This window comes from Pseudoalteromonas sp. SG45-2 (assembly GCF_014164115.1).
Taxonomy (GTDB): Bacteria; Pseudomonadota; Gammaproteobacteria; order Enterobacterales; family Alteromonadaceae; genus Pseudoalteromonas; species Pseudoalteromonas distincta.
Genome location: NZ_JACJEO010000003.1, coordinates 137,792 through 154,540 on the forward strand (window position 1 = coordinate 137,792; position 16,749 = coordinate 154,540).

Below are 16,749 nucleotides of genomic sequence, written 5' to 3' on the forward strand. Positions count from 1 at the left end.
ATTTCCTTACAGGTAATCGCGAATTTTTTCAGCTTGCTCTGCACTATATCCAAGGCAAAGAGCAACTTCATGAAGCATCATTTTTTTACGCGTTGTATTAGAATTTGTCATAACCCAATATTCACTATCAGTTATGTTTTTAGGGTTCATACTACTACCGCTATTTACTAAGGCTTCTTTACTAGTAGCAAAGTAAACACGGTCACGCCCTTTAATATCTAGTACAGCCGAAAAATCAGTTTTATGTGTGCGGTAAAATGCACTTAAAATAAACAAAAAGCGCCCAACAACACCCTTCTGCATTGCCAGCTCTTCTTTATTTAATACATTAAAAACATTATCGCTTTTTTGCTTCACGGGTGCGTGAGCTACAGGCGTTTGTTTTTTTGCAGTCTCAGCAGCAGGTAGCTCTGAGCTTTTTAATGTGGCGGTAGACGTAGTCGCAGTTTGATTATTTTGAGTTAGTTCTACGTTTGCGGTTTGAATTTTTTCGCCGCTCAGATTTAATAAACGACGTAAAATAGTGGATGCACTTTCACCAATACTTTGCGTATTGCTTGCAATATACTGATATAACTCGTCGTCTATGTCGATTTGTTTCATGTTCTTCCTGTCATTACGGGTCACATTTTTTTCTCCCGTGTGATTATACCCAAACCAATCAGAAATGCGAGTTACAACAAGCACTCCCGTAAACATATTAATATTTACTAGATTGTTGTTGATTTAACAAACAAAAGCCCAATTTAATAAATAGTCGCTGTATTTTTTGCTTTTTAGAGCAATGCTCGGCAAACTATGGCGAAATTTTCAGGAGGCGTGTATGCAGTTAAATTACAAGCAACAAGGGCAAGGCCCTAATGTTATTTTGATCCACGGACTTTTTGGATCATTAGAAAACCTAAATGTAATCGCAAAACCATTAAGTGAACACTTTAATGTTATTAACGTTGATTTACGCAACCACGGGCTTTCTCCTCATAGTGATGAAATGAACTACCCTGCAATGGCTCAAGATATTGTCGAGTTATTAGCACATTTAAACATAGATAAAGCTCATTTAGTTGGTCACTCTATGGGTGGGAAAGTCGCAATGGAATTAGCACTAACACACCCTGAACTGGTAAATAAATTGGTTGTACTTGATATCGCACCTGTTAGTTACCCTGCTCGCCACACAAAAATATTACAAGCATTAAAAGCAGTTTCAACGCAGTCAATAGACGATAGAAAGCAAGCTGATGCAATTATGCAGCCTTATATTGAAGAGCTGGGGGTTCGACAGTTTTTACTTAAAAGCCTCGCTAAAAATGAAGAAGGTCATTTTGCATGGCGATTTAACCTAAATGTGCTTGACGAAAAATATTCGACAATCACGTCCAATGTTAATGAAAACAATTCTTGTTTATGCGATACTCTTTTCATCAAAGGTAATGATTCTGACTATATATTGCCCGAGCATCGTACTGCAATTACAGCACGCTTTAAAAACACCAAGGCTAAAATTATTCATGGCGCAGGTCATTGGCTTCATGCTCAAAAGCCTCTTGCTGTTAATAAAGCGATAAATGACTTTTTAACTGCGGTTTAAAGCAATTTTAATCGCGTGTTTTTAATTCAGCGCACTAAATATATGAATATTTATATGCTATAGTACGCGCCGTTTAATTTAAAGGTTATACGTTGATGGTCAGTCAGTTAATTAACGAATTTGATACCCTAGGGTTGTATTTTGGCTTAGCCGGTATTTTCATATTCATCGGCATGGCAATTAAAGACGTACTAAAAAGTGGCAATGTACCAAAGTTCGGACAATACATTGTTTGGGGCGTGCTCTTTTTAGGTTGTTCAGGCTTTATTGCTAAAGGGCTTATTCAAGTATTTTGGCAAGGCGCAGGTGTAGGTTAAGCATGGCGAAGTCAGAAACAGATAGAACTACACTCGATTTATTTGAATACGAAAAACGCCCAGGCAGACCTAAAACCAATCCCCTTTCTCGGGATATGCAGTTAAAGGTAAATAAACGTAATCAAATAAAAAGAGATAAAGCACGTGGTTTAAAGCGTGTTGAATTTAAAGTTTCATCGCAGTTATATCAAGCATTGAGTGATATGGCAGATGCACAAAATATTAGCCGTAGTGCGCTGATTGAAACGATTTTACAAGAAAGATTGGCTATTGATACATAAAAGGTTTTAAATCCATGGCAAGTGTAGGCATTTTTTTCGGAAGTGACACAGGTAACACAGAACACGTAGCAAAAATGATCCAAAAAGAATTGGGTAAAAAGCTAGTGGCTGTTCATGATATTGCAAAAAGCTCTAAAGAAGAGATTGCTGAATTTGATTTAATCTTATTCGGTATCCCTACTTGGTACTACGGTGAAGCTCAATGTGACTGGGATGACTTTTTTCCAGAACTTGAGGAAGTAGACTTTGAAGGTAAACTTGTTGCTATTTTTGGTTGTGGTGACCAAGAAGATTACGCTGAGTACTTTTTAGATGCAATGGGCATGATCAACGATATTGTTACTGAACGTGGCGCTATTGTTGTGGGCCATTGGCCAAGTGAAAGCTATGACTTTGAAGCATCTAAAGGAATGGCTGATGATAAGCACTTTGTAGGTTTGGGTATCGACGAAGACCGTCAACCAGAGCTTACAGAACAACGTGTTAAAGCATGGTCTGCTCAAGTGTATGAAGAAATGTGTTTAAGTGAATTAGCTGACTAATTTACTGCATATATCGCTAGCTGTTTAAATAATTATCAAACAGTTAGCGTTTTAAGCTTTAGTGGCAATATATATCAATTGTTCTTTGCACTTAACGCTTAGGCACGTTATCCTGTTTGTTGCTAATGTGTCGTGTACATCTTTGCAAGATGTCTAGTATAACCAAATAAAATTGAGACAGATTTAATGACTGATCATAACTTGGAACTTAAAAAAGCCGGTTTAAAAGTAACTTTACCGCGTATTAAAATATTAGAGATTTTACAATCTCCAGATAACCAACACATCAGTGCTGAAGATGTTTACAAAATTCTTTTGGATCTAGGTGAAGAAATTGGTCTTGCAACTGTATACCGCGTACTTAACCAATTTGATGATGCGGGTATTGTAAGCCGTCATCACTTTGAAGGCGGAAAATCAGTATTTGAACTTTCTGGAAGCACTCACCACGATCATTTAGTATGTTTGAAATGTGGCAAAGTGGTAGAGTTTGAAGATGACATGATTGAGCGTCGTCAACTAGAAATTGCTGAAGAAAATGGTATTACTCTTACAAACCATTCTTTGTATTTATACGGTGAGTGTAATGATAAAGCAGCGTGTAAAGAATTTAGCGACGCTAACAGCTAATATCGCTTTTAAAAGCAATAAAAAAACCTGCTAAGTGCAGGTTTTTTTTGTGCCTAAAAGACAATAGTAATAAATATACCCAGTAAATCCTGGGTATATTTTAAGTATTATACCAATCCGCAATAATACTTAATCATTTCGCGGGGCTAAACGTGTCGCTACCTGCGTTAAAAAATGCTCATTTAGAACAACTAAATAGCGAATTTTTTGCCTAGCTATCAACACGTTTTTCCAGCCTCAAAATAGATCACTTAATTAAGCGAATTGGTATTACTTATTGAGTTTTAGACCATGAATCGCGAAGACCCACTGTTTGATTAAATACAACGTTCTCTGATTTAGAATCACGAGAGAAATAACCTGTACGCTCAAACTGAAAGCCCTGCTCTGCTTGTGAATTAGCAAGCGATGGTTCTAATTTAGCGTTAGGTAAAACAACCAATGACTCCGGGTTAAGCGTAGTTTCAAATTCCTCTGCAGCTGCTGGATTTGGTACGCTAAACAAACGGTCGTATAAACGAACTTCTGCAGTAATAGACTCTGGTGCTGAAACCCAATGAATAACACCTTTTACCTTACGACCATCACTTGGGTTTTTACCAAGTGTTTCGCTGTCGTATGTACAGAAGATAGTTGTGATTTCGCCATTTCCGTCTTTTTCAACACGCTGCGCTTTAATAACATAAGCACCACGTAAGCGTACTTCTTTATCAAGTACTAAACGTTTGAATTTGTTATTCGCTTCTTCTTTAAAGTCTTCTCGTTCAATATAGATTTCACGAGTAAATGGAACATCACGACGCCCCATTTCTTCTTTATTTGGGTGATTAGCCACTGATAAAGTTTCAACTTTATCTGCATCGTAGTTTTCAATAACGATTTTAACAGGATCGAGTACAGCCATTGCACGTGGTGCATTTTCGTTTAAGTCTTCACGGATACAGGCTTCAAGCATGCCCATTTCAACCATATTCTCTTGTTTTGTTACACCAATACGCAAACAAAATTCACGAATTGAACCTGGTGTATAACCACGACGACGTAAACCTGCAATAGTAGGCATACGAGGGTCATCCCACCCTTCTACATAGTTATTTACTACTAAATCATTTAGCTTACGCTTTGACATAATAGTGTATTCAAGATTTAAGCGCGAAAACTCAATTTGTTGCGGGTGACACTCTAAACTAATGTTATCAAGTACCCAGTCGTATAAACGACGGTTATCTTGGAACTCTAATGTACATAATGAATGTGTAATACCTTCAAGCGCATCAGAAATACAGTGAGTGAAGTCATACATTGGGTAAATGCACCACTTGTCAGCTGTTTGGTGATGATGAGCAAATCGAACACGGTAAATAATTGGATCGCGAAGCACCATAAATGAGCTTGCCATATCAATTTTAGCCCGCAGTACACATTCACCTTCTTTGAATTCGCCAGCGCGCATTTTCTCAAATAACGCTAGGTTTTCTTCAACTGAAGTATCTCTATAAGGACTGTTTTTACCTGGCTCTTTTAATGTACCACGGTACTGTCGTGCTTCGTCTGCAGTTAAAAAACAAACGTACGCTAAGCCTTTTTCAATAAGCTCTACTGCGTAACCATATAAAGTATCAAAATAGTTAGAAGAATACTTTATGTCGCCATCCCAATTAAAGCCTAACCACTGTACATCCTCTTTAATAGAGTTAACGTAGTTAATGTCTTCTTTTTCAGGGTTTGTATCGTCAAAACGTAGGTTACATAAACCGTTGTAGTCTTTTGCGATACCAAAATTCAAACAAATTGATTTGGCATGGCCAATATGTAAAAAACCATTTGGTTCAGGTGGAAAACGTGTATGCGTTGTCGCATGTTTGCCACTTGCTAAGTCTTCATCAATTCGGGTTCTAATAAAGTTACTTGGGCGATTCTCAATTTCCGCCATAGGAGTGTGATCCTCTAAATATTACGTAATAACAAAACTAATGCATTATTACAAAAACATACACTAACATACAGCAATAGATTAAGGTTTATTTTAGATATTGATTAACTTTAATCCACTTGTTCAATTGTTTATGAATAAAATTTGTTTTAACGCAACATTTAGGTCATCAAAGCCAATTATAGTAGCTAAATAACCTACTTTATAAGGATTCTAAGATGGCGACACTTAATCAACACCGTGTATATATTCCAACTAATGCACGCGCTAACCACTATTTATTGGCTGAAATAATACCTAATGAAGCATTTTATAATAGCTTTAGTACTATAAACTGTTGCTACGAGCGTATTGCGCGTCAATTATTTGCATGTTGTGATGAATATGAACTGCATAATGTACATTTATTAGCAAACGATAAACTACCGGTTGTACGCTTTCATGATGAGTCATATCAACTAGAAACCGACAAGCAGATGTTGTTTTTTTATAATCCTCGTTATCACGAAGCACATAAAATTTATTACTCATCAGATATAAAAAGTAAGAAAATACGTTTCTTGTTTTTAGCCACGGGTGAAGACTTACGTGCAAACTCAGCTTTGTTTCACAATAGAGTGCAAAAAGTATTAAACTTACTCCAAGAACAGTTATTTATAAATCAGCCCCAATTTAAACTTCGCGATCACCAACATCTAACTTACGATTTATTTGCTAAAGATAAGGGAAATAAAGAGAGTTATGGATATAAACTCAGAAGCCTCTACCCTCGTTATCAATCAAGGCAATGTAATATTCCTAGTGACTATGCTGAAATGACTTACGCAACATTTACCATTGCGGTTTCTCGGGCCATCAAAACACAGTTTCAAACAATGGTGAACAATAACGATGTGGAAAAGTTTTATGATTACTTTGCAGATAGTTTTAAACGCGCATGTGAACAAAACAAACTAACACACGGTGCAATGGTAGCTAATGGCGCAATACCCATTGTCCGAAACAGTAAAATAGATAAAAATGAAGGTAATGCAGAGTTACAAAAGTTGAGCTTTGATGTTGAATCAAATGAAAATCAAATTAAGTATTTTTATGAAGCAACAAAATTAGTAGAAACACTACATTTTGTTATTGTCGCAACGCAGCAGGATAAACATGAAATTGGTTATGGCCGCTTTATGAACCAAGTAGAGAAAACAATTCATGCATTATGTAACGAGCTGGCCATAAATAAGCAACGACAAGATTTGTCTGTACGCTTTTTTCAGCATATTAGTTATCCGTTCTAAATTTACCTCAATAACAAAAAGGCCCGCATAAGCGGGCCTTTTCAGAGGAAACAAGCAATTACCAGCCTGTTTTCTCTTTAAGTGCTTTACCGATTTCAGCAAGTGAACGTACAGTTTTTACGCCCGCAGCTTCTAATGCAGCAAATTTCTCATCAGCAGTACCTTTACCGCCTGCGATGATTGCGCCAGCGTGACCCATACGCTTACCTTCTGGTGCAGTAACACCAGCAATGTAAGATACTACAGGTTTAGTTACATTAGCTTTGATGTACTCTGCAGCTTCTTCTTCTGCAGTACCACCAATTTCACCAATCATTACGATTGCTTCAGTTTGTGGATCTTTTTCGAACATTTCTAGAACGTCGATAAAGTTAGTACCTGGGATTGGATCACCACCAATACCAACACACGTAGACTGACCAAAACCAGCATCAGTAGTTTGCTTAACCGCTTCGTACGTTAAAGTACCAGAGCGAGAAACAATACCTACTTTACCAGGTTTGTGGATGTGACCAGGCATGATACCAATCTTAGTCTCACCAGGAGTAATAACACCTGGACAGTTAGGACCGATCATACGAGTACCTGTTTGATCTAGTTTAACTTTAACGTCAACCATATCAAGCGTAGGGATACCTTCAGTGATACAAACAATCAGCTCGATGCCAGCATCGATAGCTTCTAAGATTGCATCTTTACAGAAAGGAGCTGGTACGTAGATAACTGAAGCAGTTGCGCCAGTTTCTTGAACAGCATCACGAACTGTGTTGAATACAGGAAGACCAAGGTGCGTTTGACCGCCTTTACCTGGGCTTACACCACCAACCATTTGTGTACCGTACTCAAGCGCTTGCTCTGAGTGGAAAGTACCTTGGCCACCAGTGAAACCTTGACAGATAACTTTTGTATCTTTATTGATTAATACAGACATTATTTGCCCTCCGCAGCAGCAACAACTTTCTCAGCAGCGTCTGTTAGTGATTCAGCAGCAATGATATCTAGACCTGAGTTCTTAAGAACTTCACGGCCTAATTCAGCATTAGTACCTTCTAAACGTACAACTACAGGTACATTTACGCCAACTTCTTTAACTGCGCCAATGATACCTTCAGCAATCATGTCACAACGTACAATACCGCCAAAGATGTTTACTAAAACAGCTTTAACATTATCGTCAGAAAGGATGATTTTGAATGCTTCAGAAACACGTTCTTTAGTCGCGCCGCCACCAACATCTAGGAAGTTAGCCGGTTTGCCGCCGTGTAGGTTTACGATGTCCATAGTACCCATTGCTAGGCCTGCACCGTTAACCATACAACCAACATTGCCATCTAGAGCAACGTAGTTAAGCTCGAAGCTTGCTGCGTGTGCTTCACGTGCATCTTCTTGAGATGGATCGTGGAACTCACGGATTTTAGGTTGACGGTAAAGTGCATTACCATCAATACCGATTTTTCCGTCAAGACAGTGAAGGTTACCTTCGTCTGTAATTACTAACGGGTTGATCTCAAGTAGTGCGAAATCAAAATCAGTAAACATGTTACCAAGACCCATAAAGATCTTAACAAACTGCTTCATTTGTACTGGGTTAAGACCCAATTTAAAGCCTAGCTCACGTGCTTGGTAAGCTTGAGGACCCACTAATGGATCAATTTCAGCTTTGTGGATAAGCTCTGGTGTTTCTTCTGCAACAGTTTCAATTTCAACGCCGCCTTCAGTAGACGCCATGAAAACTACTTTGCGAGATGCACGGTCAACTACTGCACCTAGGTACAATTCGTTAGCAATGTCAGTACAGCTTTCAACTAAAATTTTAGCTACTGGCTGACCTTTCTCGTCTGTTTGGTAAGTAACTAGGTTTTTACCCAACCAGTTAGCTGCAAACGCTTTTACTTCGTCGATAGTTTTTACTAGCTTAACACCGCCAGCTTTACCACGTCCACCTGCGTGAACCTGAGTTTTAACAACCCACATATCACCGCCGATTTTTTCAGCAGCTGCTGCAGCTTCTTCAGGTGTATCGCAAGCGAAACCCTGAGAAACTGGTAAACCATATTCGGCAAAAAGTTGTTTTGCCTGATACTCATGCAAATTCATGATGCTTTATCCAATTTTTTATACTAAAAGAGCTGAATATTTTTTCAAATAAACAACTATCCCAAATTGCGCACCTAGTATAGATCCCAAGGCTTAACATGAAAACCCCAGTAAGACCAAAGGCGCAAAAAAAAAGCTGTGAATGTTCATTCACAGCTTACATTTCATACAACTAGATTAAACATCTAGCAATAAGCGAGTTGGATCTTCAAGTAACTCTTTAATAGTCACTAAGAAACCAACTGATTCTTTACCATCAATGATACGGTGGTCATAAGAAAGAGCTAAATACATCATAGGAAGTATTTCTACTTTACCATTTACAGCCATCGGACGGTCTTGGATTTTATGCATACCCAAAATTGAAGACTGTGGCAAGTTAATGATAGGTGTAGATAGTAATGAACCAAATACGCCGCCATTAGTAATAGTGAAATTACCACCGGTCATATCTGCAAGCGTTAGCTTACCATCACGACCTTTAAGTGCTAATTCACGAATACCCTTTTCGATTTCAGCAACAGATAGTTTGTCACAATCTTTAAGTACTGGAGTAACTAGACCACGTGGAGTAGATACTGCAATGCTGATATCAAAATAGTTATGGTAAACAATATCGTCACCATCAATTGATGCATTAACATCTGGGAAGCGTTTAAGTGCTTCAGTTACCGCTTTCACGTAGAAAGACATGAAACCTAAACGAATGCCATGACGCTTTTCAAATACTTCTTGGTACTGCTTACGAAGGCTCATGATTGGTTCCATGTTCACTTCGTTGAATGTTGTTAACATTGCAGTTGAATTTTTAGCTTCAAGAAGACGTGTAGCAATCGTTTTACGCAGGCGAGTCATAGGAACACGTTTTTGAGTACGATCGCCCATCGGTGCTGCAGGAGCAGAAGCTTCTGCTTTTTTAGCCGCTGGGGCTGGTGCTTTTAAGAACGTATCAACGTCTTCTTTAGTTACGCGGCCATTTTTACCCGTGCCGTTAATTTTAGAAGCGTCTAAGCCTTTCTCAGCAATTAAACGACGAACTGATGGTGTTAACACATCTGAACTTTCGCTAGAATCTGCTGCTGGCGTTTCGTCTGCTTTTGCAGCTGGAGCCGCTGGTGCACCGCCTGCTTTAACCGAACCAATTACTTGCTCGCCTAGTACAGTATCGCCTTCGTTGTGAATGATATCACCCATGATGCCATCTTCTTGAGCTACTACTTCAAGAACAACTTTATCTGTTTCAATATCTACCAAGTTTTGGTCGCGTGTTACTGCGTCACCTGGTTGTACATGCCATGTAGCAATTGTTGCGTCTGCAACTGATTCTGGAAGTACAGGTACTTTAATGTCCACTTCTTTACCTTCTGATGCTGGTGCTGATTGCGCCGCTGGCGCGTCTTCTGATTTAGCTGGTGCTGATTCTTCTTTAGATGAACCTTCACTTGCTGGCGCTGCATCAGCATCACCAAGTAAACCCATAACTTGATCGCCAAGTACGGTTGCACCTTCTTCTTGTGATATTTCTGTAATTACACCGTCATGCTGTGCAACAACTTCTAAAACCACTTTATCTGTTTCAATGTCTACTAAGTTTTGATCGCGAGTTACTTTGTCGCCAACACTTACATGCCATGTAGCAACGGTAGCATCTGCAACCGACTCAGGAAGAACAGGAACTTTAATTTCTGTGCTCATTGCTTATCCTTTATTTTCTATAGTAAGCGCGTCGGCAACGAGCGCTTGTTGTTCTTTAGTATGTACTGACATGTAACCACACGCTGGTGATGCAGACGCTTTACGTCCTGCATATTTTAATTTAGCACCTTGTGGGATTGCATCAATAAAGTGATGTTGTGAACAGTACCATGCACCTTGGTTTTGTGGCTCTTCTTGACACCATACAAAATCAGTTACGTGTTGGTAACGCTCCATAATTGTTTGCATTTCGTCATGTGGGAACGGATATAACTGCTCAACACGAACAATAGCAATATTATCTTGCTCTAGCTTACGACGCTCTTGTAATAGTTCGTAATAAACTTTACCACTACAAAATACAACGCGTTCAACTTTCTCAGGGTTAATATCATCAACTTCGTCGATCATATTATGGAAAACACCATGCGATAGCTCTTCAAGCGATGAAGTTGCAAGAGGATGACGAAGCAACGACTTAGGCGTCATAACAATCAACGGACGACGTAGTGGTCGAACTGATTGACGACGAAGCATAGCGTAAACTTGTGCAGGAGTAGATGGAACACATACTTGCATGTTGTGATCAGCACATAGTTGTAGGAAACGCTCTAAGCGAGCTGAACTATGCTCTGGACCTTGTCCTTCATAGCCATGTGGTAACAAAATTGTAAGACCACATAAACGGCCCCATTTTTGCTCACCAGAACTTAGGAATTGGTCAAATACAACTTGTGCACCGTTGGCGAAATCACCAAACTGTGCTTCCCAAAGTACTAATGAAGTAGGCTCTGCAGTTGCATAACCGTATTCAAAAGCAACAACAGCTTCTTCAGATAAAACAGAGTCAAATACTTCAAAAGTACCTTGATCTTCGCTTAAGTGCTGTAGAGGTGTATAAGTAGCGCCGTCTGATTGACTGTGAACAACAGCATGACGATGGAAGAATGTACCACGCCCTGAATCCTGACCAGTTAAACGAATGTCAGTGCCTTCAGTTGCAATTGTTGCATAAGCAAGTGTTTCTGCCATACCCCAATCTAGAGGTTTCTCACCATAAGCCATTAATTTACGATCATCGTAAATCTTTTTAACGCGTGACTGTGCTTTATATTGCTCTGGGTAAGAAGCGATTTTCTCACCGAGTGCTTTGAGCTCTTCAACAGGTACGCTGGCATCGTAATCAACATCCCATTCATGGCCAACATACTTTGCCCAATCTGAAGAATGCGATGTCTCTGGTTGTATTTCTGAAACAACACAATTGCCTTCGTCTAATGCATTACGGTACTCATCAGCAAGTGCTTTTATTTCTTGTTCAGAAAAAGAGCCTTCAGCTATAAGTTGATCTGCGTAAATTAAACGTGGAACTGGGTGCTTTTTAATTTTTTGGTACATAACAGGCTGAGTTGCATTAGGCTCATCAGCTTCATTGTGACCATGGCGACGGTAACATACTAAATCGATTACTACGTCACGTTTAAACTGGTTTCTGAAATCAAGTGCAATTTGAGTAACAAATGCAACTGCTTCAGGGTCATCAGAGTTAACATGGAAGATAGGTGACTGAACCATTTTAGCAATGTCAGTACAGTAATCTGTAGAGCGTACATCGTCTTGTTTTGATGTAGTAAAACCAACTTGGTTATTTACAACAATACGAATACTACCACCACAACTAAACGCGTTAGTTTGTGATAAGTTAAACGTTTCTTGTACAACACCTTGGCCTGTAACCGCAGAATCACCATGAATTGTAATTGGTAAAGCTTTAATACCAGAACTGTCACCTAAGCGATCAAGACGAGCACGTACTGAGCCCATAACAACTGGATTTACAATTTCAAGATGAGACGGGTTAAACGCAAGCGCCATATGAACATTGCCACCTTTAGTAGCAAAGTCAGATGAATAACCCATGTGGTATTTAACATCGCCAGAACTTAATGTTTCTTTATGTTTACCAGCAAACTCATCAAATAATTCTGATGGATTTTTACCAAGTACATTTACAAGAACATTTAAACGACCACGGTGAGCCATACCAATAACAGCTTCTTGTTGGCCGCTTTCACCTGCGCGGTGAATAAGCTCTTTTAACATTGGAACTAGCGCATCGCCACCTTCAAGTGAAAAACGCTTAGCACCTGGGAACTTAGCCCCTAAATATTTTTCAAGTCCGTCAGCAGCAGTTAATCCTTTTAGGATACGCAGCTTTTCGTCTTTTTCGAATTTTGGCCTAGACTGGACAGATTCTAAACGCTGTTGTAACCAACGCTTTTCCTCTGTTGATGTGATGTGCATATACTCAGCGCCAATTGAACCACAATATGTAGTTTTTAGTGCTTGGTATAGTTCACCTAAAGGCATAGTATCGCGGCCTACGGCAAACGATCCTACGTTAAACTCGCGGTCAAAATCACTTGAAGATAAGTCGTGGTACTCTAGCTCTAAATCTCGTACACGCTCTCGTTGCCAAATACCTAATGGATCTAGGTTTGCATTTTGGTGTCCACGAAAACGGAAAGCATTAATAAGTTGTAGAACTTTAACCTGTTTAAGGTCACCGCCACTACCCTCTGCTACCACTACTTCTCTATGCTTGTTTTTTGCAAGCTGTGCAAACTGCGTTCGAACTTCTGAATGTTTTACTTCAACATCCACACCATCAACTTTAGGTAATTGTTCGAACACTTCTCGCCATTCATCTGGCACAGAAGTCGCATCGTCTAAATACGCTTCATAAAGCTCTTCTACATAAGCAACGTTGCCGCCGTTTAAATGTGAAGATTCTAGCCATGCCTTCATCACACCTTCGTGCATTTATAAGCCCTTTTCTTTAGCGCAGAAATTAATAGTTATCATAACAAGATGGCTAATAATCTGTATTAGCCATCTTACGTTTACTAAGTAATCAAACCGCTCGGTTTAATAACATAGATTTGATTTGCCCAATTGCTTTAGTCGGGTTAAGACCCTTAGGACAAACGCTAACACAGTTCATGATACTGTGGCAACGGAACACACTGAACGCATCGTCTAAATCCGCTAAACGTTCTTCAGTTGCTGTATCTCGGCTATCAGCTAAGAAACGGTAAGCGTGAAGAAGGCCTGCTGGACCAATGAACTTGTCTGGATTCCACCAGAACGAAGGACACGATGTCGAACAACATGCACACAAAATACACTCATATAGCCCATCTAATTTATCACGTTCTTCAATAGATTGAAGACGCTCGCCTGCTGCAGGCTGATCATTAATTAAATAAGGTTTAACTTTTTCGTACTGAGTGTAGAACTGACTCATGTCAATAACAAGGTCACGAACCACAGGTAAGCCTGGTAACGGACGTACTACAATTTTACCTTTGCCATTTTTTTGTAGCGTAGATAAAGGAGTAATACATGCTAAACCATTTTTACCATTCATGTTAACACCATCAGATCCACACACACCTTCACGGCATGAACGACGAAAAGATAGTGTAGGATCTTGTTCTTTTAAAAGAATAAGTGCATCTAACACCATCATGTCGTGACCTTCCTCTGTTTGCAAGGTGTATTCTTGCATACGAGGAGCGTTGTCAACATCTGGATTATAACGATAAACTGAAAATTGTACTTGTGCCATCGTCTATCTCCTAGTAAACACGTGCTTTAGGTGGGAAAGCTTCACGCGTTTTAGGCGCATAGTTTACATCACGCTTACTCATTTCATCCGTTACAGGATTGAATACTGAGTGACATAACCAGTTTTCGTCATCACGATCTGGGTAGTCAAAGCGAGAATGTGCACCACGGCTTTCTGTACGGAAGTTTGCAGCTACTGCAGTTGAGTAAGCTGTTTCCATTAAGTTGTCTAGTTCAAGACATTCGATACGCTGCGTATTGAAGTCTGATGATTTATCATCAAGACGAGCATGTTGCAGACGTTCACGAATTTCTTTAAGTTCTTGAAGACCTGAAGCCATTGAATCGCCTTCACGGAATACCGAGAAGTTAAGCTGCATACATTGCTGTAGGTCTTTTTTGATTTGAACTGGATCTTCACCTTGGCCAGCCGTTGAATTTTCCCAACGGTTGTAACGTGCAAGAGACGCTTCTAAATCTGACTCTGAAGCCGCTTTTGATACTTCAACATCTTTAAGGTATTTACCTAAGAAGTTACCAGCAGCACGGCCAAATACAACTAAATCTAGTAATGAGTTACCACCTAGGCGGTTTGCACCGTGTACAGATACACATGCAATCTCACCAACAGCAAATAAACCTTCAACTACTTTTTCGTTGCCTTGAGCATCGATTTGTAGTGCTTGTCCATTTACGTTAGTAGGAACACCACCCATCATATAATGACAAGTAGGAATTACTGGAATTGGCTCTTTAGCTGGGTCAACGTGAGCGAAAGTTTTAGCTAGGTCACATACGCCAGGAAGACGTAGGTTAAGCGTTTCTTCACCTAAATGGTCAAGTTTCAGCTTGATATGAGGACCCCAAGGACCATCACAACCACGACCTTCACGGATTTCAGTCATCATTGAACGCGCAACAACATCGCGAGACGCTAAGTCTTTTGCATTTGGTGCGTAACGTTCCATGAAGCGCTCGCCATCTTTATTTAAAAGATAACCGCCTTCACCACGACAACCTTCAGTTACTAGCGTACCAGCACCTGCAATACCCGTTGGGTGGAACTGCCACATTTCCATGTCTTGCATAGAAATACCAGCGCGTGTTGCCATACCAACACCGTCACCGGTGTTAATGTGAGCATTTGTTGTTGATGCGAATATACGACCTGCACCACCAGTGGCTAATACAACTGCTTTAGATTTGAAGAAAGTGATTTCACCTGTTTCAATCTCAATTGCTGTACACCCTACTACATCGCCATTGTCGTTTTTAACTAAGTCAAGTGCATACCACTCAGAGAATACATTTGTTTTGTTTTTAACGTTTTGTTGATATAGAAGATGAAGTAAAGCATGACCAGTACGGTCAGCAGCAGCCGCAGTACGTGCGGCTTGTTCACCACCAAAGTTTTTCGATTGACCACCGAAAGGACGTTGGTAAACACGGCCATTTTCAAAACGAGAAAATGGTAGTCCCATGTTTTCTAATTCAGTAATAGCTTCTGGGCCAGTTTGACACATGTATTCAATAGCGTCTTGGTCACCGATAAAATCGGAACCCTTAACGGTATCGTACATATGCCATTCCCAGTTGTCTTCGTGTGAATTACCAAGCGCTACTGTAATACCACCTTGAGCAGATACAGTGTGTGAGCGCGTTGGAAATACTTTAGATATTAATGCACACGTTTTGCCAGATTCTGTAATTGCTAAAGCAGCGCGCATACCAGCACCACCTGCACCAATTACTACGGCGTCAAATTCACGAACAGAATATTTCACTTAAACACCCCATAATACGATTAGACCAATAGCTACGTAAGCAACGGCCATTAGGTTTAAAACAAAACCTAAAACAGCACGCAACTTCGAACACTTAACATAGTCTGTAAGAACTTGCCAAAGGCCAATGCGGGTATGAACCATAATGCAAATAAGGGTAATTAAAGTAAACCCTTTCATTGCTAGGTTAGAGAAGAGGCCTGTCCAGGCTTCGAAAGTGACTTCTGGCGTCGCTAAAAAATAGCCGATAATAAAAATCGCGTACGCGCTGATTATTAATGCCGTGGTACGTAAAGATACGAAATCTTGTACACCATCACGTTTTAGAGTTGCTTGATTTAAAACCATATCCACACCCCTGCCAATACGGCAAACACAACACCAAGAGCCATTGATACTTTAGCGCTGAGGTTACCTGATTCAAGTTCTTCCCAATGTCCCATATCCATAATCATATGACGGATGCCACCAATAAGGTGATAACCTAATACAGAAACAGTGCCCCAAGCTATAAATTTGGCAATGAATCCGTTAAACAGACCCTTGACGAATTCAAAACCTTCAGCTGAAGAGAGAGACTCAGACCAAGCCCAAATGACAAACGTTAAAGCAAAAAACAATGCAACACCGGTGACGCGGTGAAAAATTGAAGCTTTAGCCGTTGCCGGCATAGATATAGTTGTTAGATCTAGATTTACAGGTCTTTGCTTTTTCACAGTTACTTGCCCATCTTTGCTCACAGTGGAGCTCATCTACTTGTTTTTCTAAAAACCCACCAAATATTACTGATGGAACTATCAGAATAAACGTATCAAAATAGTTAAAGTTCACAAAACAGTAAATTTTAAGCTGTTAAGAATATGTTTACCCAAATACAATACGGTTTAAAACCACTGTTAGTATATATACCCACAGGACTTTTTACAATTCTTGTTTATTTAGAGATGTTTGCGAATTAGC

16 protein-coding genes are annotated in these 16,749 nt (G+C 39.7%); 6 read left to right on the plus strand and 10 right to left on the minus strand.

Translation table 11 applies throughout. The annotated features are described in order from the left end of the window. Window positions 1–6: 6 nt before the first annotated feature. Window positions 7–603, minus strand: coding sequence for a replication initiation negative regulator SeqA (seqA, locus tag H5116_RS02920; RefSeq protein ID WP_182711206.1), 597 nt, complete (start codon window positions 601–603; stop codon window positions 7–9). A 220-nt stretch (window positions 604–823) separates the two neighbouring features. On the opposite strand from seqA, the gene H5116_RS02925 reads away from it, so the two are divergent. The 5 genes from H5116_RS02925 to fur all read left to right on the plus strand — a co-directional run bounded on the left by H5116_RS02925 (window position 824) and on the right by fur (window position 3,361). Further along, window positions 824–1,591 carry an alpha/beta fold hydrolase gene (locus H5116_RS02925; protein WP_002962931.1) on the plus strand — a complete coding sequence of 256 codons (768 nt, stop codon included), beginning with the start codon at window positions 824–826 and terminating at the stop codon, window positions 1,589–1,591. 95 nt (window positions 1,592–1,686) lie between these two features. Next, window positions 1,687–1,908, plus strand: a complete 222-nt coding sequence (locus H5116_RS02930) for a DUF2788 domain-containing protein (RefSeq protein WP_002962930.1) — start codon at window positions 1,687–1,689, stop codon at window positions 1,906–1,908. Between the two features lie 2 nt (window positions 1,909–1,910). Beyond that, window positions 1,911–2,189 carry a LexA regulated protein gene (gene ybfE, locus H5116_RS02935; protein WP_002962928.1) on the plus strand — a complete coding sequence of 93 codons (279 nt, stop codon included), beginning with the start codon at window positions 1,911–1,913 and terminating at the stop codon, window positions 2,187–2,189. Window positions 2,190–2,203: 14 nt separating this feature from the next. After that, window positions 2,204–2,731: a flavodoxin FldA gene (fldA, locus tag H5116_RS02940; RefSeq protein WP_007586856.1), complete on the plus strand. Its 528-nt coding sequence runs from the start codon at window positions 2,204–2,206 to the stop codon at window positions 2,729–2,731. Between the two features lie 186 nt (window positions 2,732–2,917). Further along, on the plus strand, window positions 2,918–3,361 hold the full coding sequence (fur, locus tag H5116_RS02945; RefSeq protein WP_002962922.1) for a ferric iron uptake transcriptional regulator: 444 nt from the start codon (window positions 2,918–2,920) through the stop codon (window positions 3,359–3,361). A gap of 274 nt (window positions 3,362–3,635) precedes the next feature. On the opposite strand, the gene glnS is transcribed toward fur, so the two are convergent. Continuing rightward, a complete protein-coding gene (gene glnS / locus H5116_RS02950) occupies window positions 3,636–5,294 on the minus strand; it encodes a glutamine--tRNA ligase (RefSeq protein ID WP_182715523.1) in 1,659 nt (552 codons plus the stop codon). A gap of 218 nt (window positions 5,295–5,512) precedes the next feature. On the opposite strand from glnS, the gene H5116_RS02955 reads away from it, so the two are divergent. Then, window positions 5,513–6,583, plus strand: coding sequence for a DUF3083 family protein (locus tag H5116_RS02955; RefSeq protein ID WP_182715524.1), 1,071 nt, complete (start codon window positions 5,513–5,515; stop codon window positions 6,581–6,583). Between the two features lie 58 nt (window positions 6,584–6,641). On the opposite strand, the gene sucD is transcribed toward H5116_RS02955, so the two are convergent. The 8 genes from sucD to sdhC form a co-directional block, all read right to left on the minus strand. Next, window positions 6,642–7,514, minus strand: a complete 873-nt coding sequence (gene sucD / locus H5116_RS02960; protein ID WP_002961811.1) for a succinate--CoA ligase subunit alpha — start codon at window positions 7,512–7,514, stop codon at window positions 6,642–6,644. Continuing rightward, window positions 7,514–8,680 (minus strand): ADP-forming succinate--CoA ligase subunit beta, encoded by a 1,167-nt coding sequence (sucC, locus tag H5116_RS02965; RefSeq protein WP_002961809.1) that lies wholly within the window; start codon window positions 8,678–8,680, stop codon window positions 7,514–7,516. The genes sucD and sucC overlap by 1 nt, the downstream gene beginning before the upstream one ends. 177 nt (window positions 8,681–8,857) lie before the next feature. Next, on the minus strand, window positions 8,858–10,375 hold the full coding sequence (gene odhB, locus H5116_RS02970) for a 2-oxoglutarate dehydrogenase complex dihydrolipoyllysine-residue succinyltransferase (protein WP_039487977.1): 1,518 nt from the start codon (window positions 10,373–10,375) through the stop codon (window positions 8,858–8,860). Window positions 10,376–10,378: 3 nt separating this feature from the next. Then, window positions 10,379–13,198 carry a 2-oxoglutarate dehydrogenase E1 component gene (gene sucA, locus H5116_RS02975; protein WP_182715525.1) on the minus strand — a complete coding sequence of 940 codons (2,820 nt, stop codon included), beginning with the start codon at window positions 13,196–13,198 and terminating at the stop codon, window positions 10,379–10,381. A 91-nt stretch (window positions 13,199–13,289) separates the two neighbouring features. Continuing rightward, entirely contained in the window at window positions 13,290–14,006 is a 717-nt protein-coding gene (locus H5116_RS02980) for a succinate dehydrogenase iron-sulfur subunit (RefSeq protein WP_002961804.1), read from the minus strand. 10 nt (window positions 14,007–14,016) lie between these two features. Continuing rightward, on the minus strand, window positions 14,017–15,789 hold the full coding sequence (gene sdhA, locus H5116_RS02985; protein WP_002961801.1) for a succinate dehydrogenase flavoprotein subunit: 1,773 nt from the start codon (window positions 15,787–15,789) through the stop codon (window positions 14,017–14,019). Then, window positions 15,790–16,137, minus strand: a complete 348-nt coding sequence (sdhD, locus tag H5116_RS02990; protein ID WP_002961798.1) for a succinate dehydrogenase, hydrophobic membrane anchor protein — start codon at window positions 16,135–16,137, stop codon at window positions 15,790–15,792. It abuts the gene before it with no gap. Further along, the gene (sdhC, locus tag H5116_RS02995; protein ID WP_122975019.1) at window positions 16,128–16,505 is read right to left on the minus strand and encodes a succinate dehydrogenase, cytochrome b556 subunit; all 378 of its coding nucleotides are present in this window, start codon (window positions 16,503–16,505) and stop codon (window positions 16,128–16,130) included. Before sdhC ends, sdhD begins: the two co-directional genes overlap by 10 nt. Window positions 16,506–16,749: the final 244 nt, after the last annotated feature.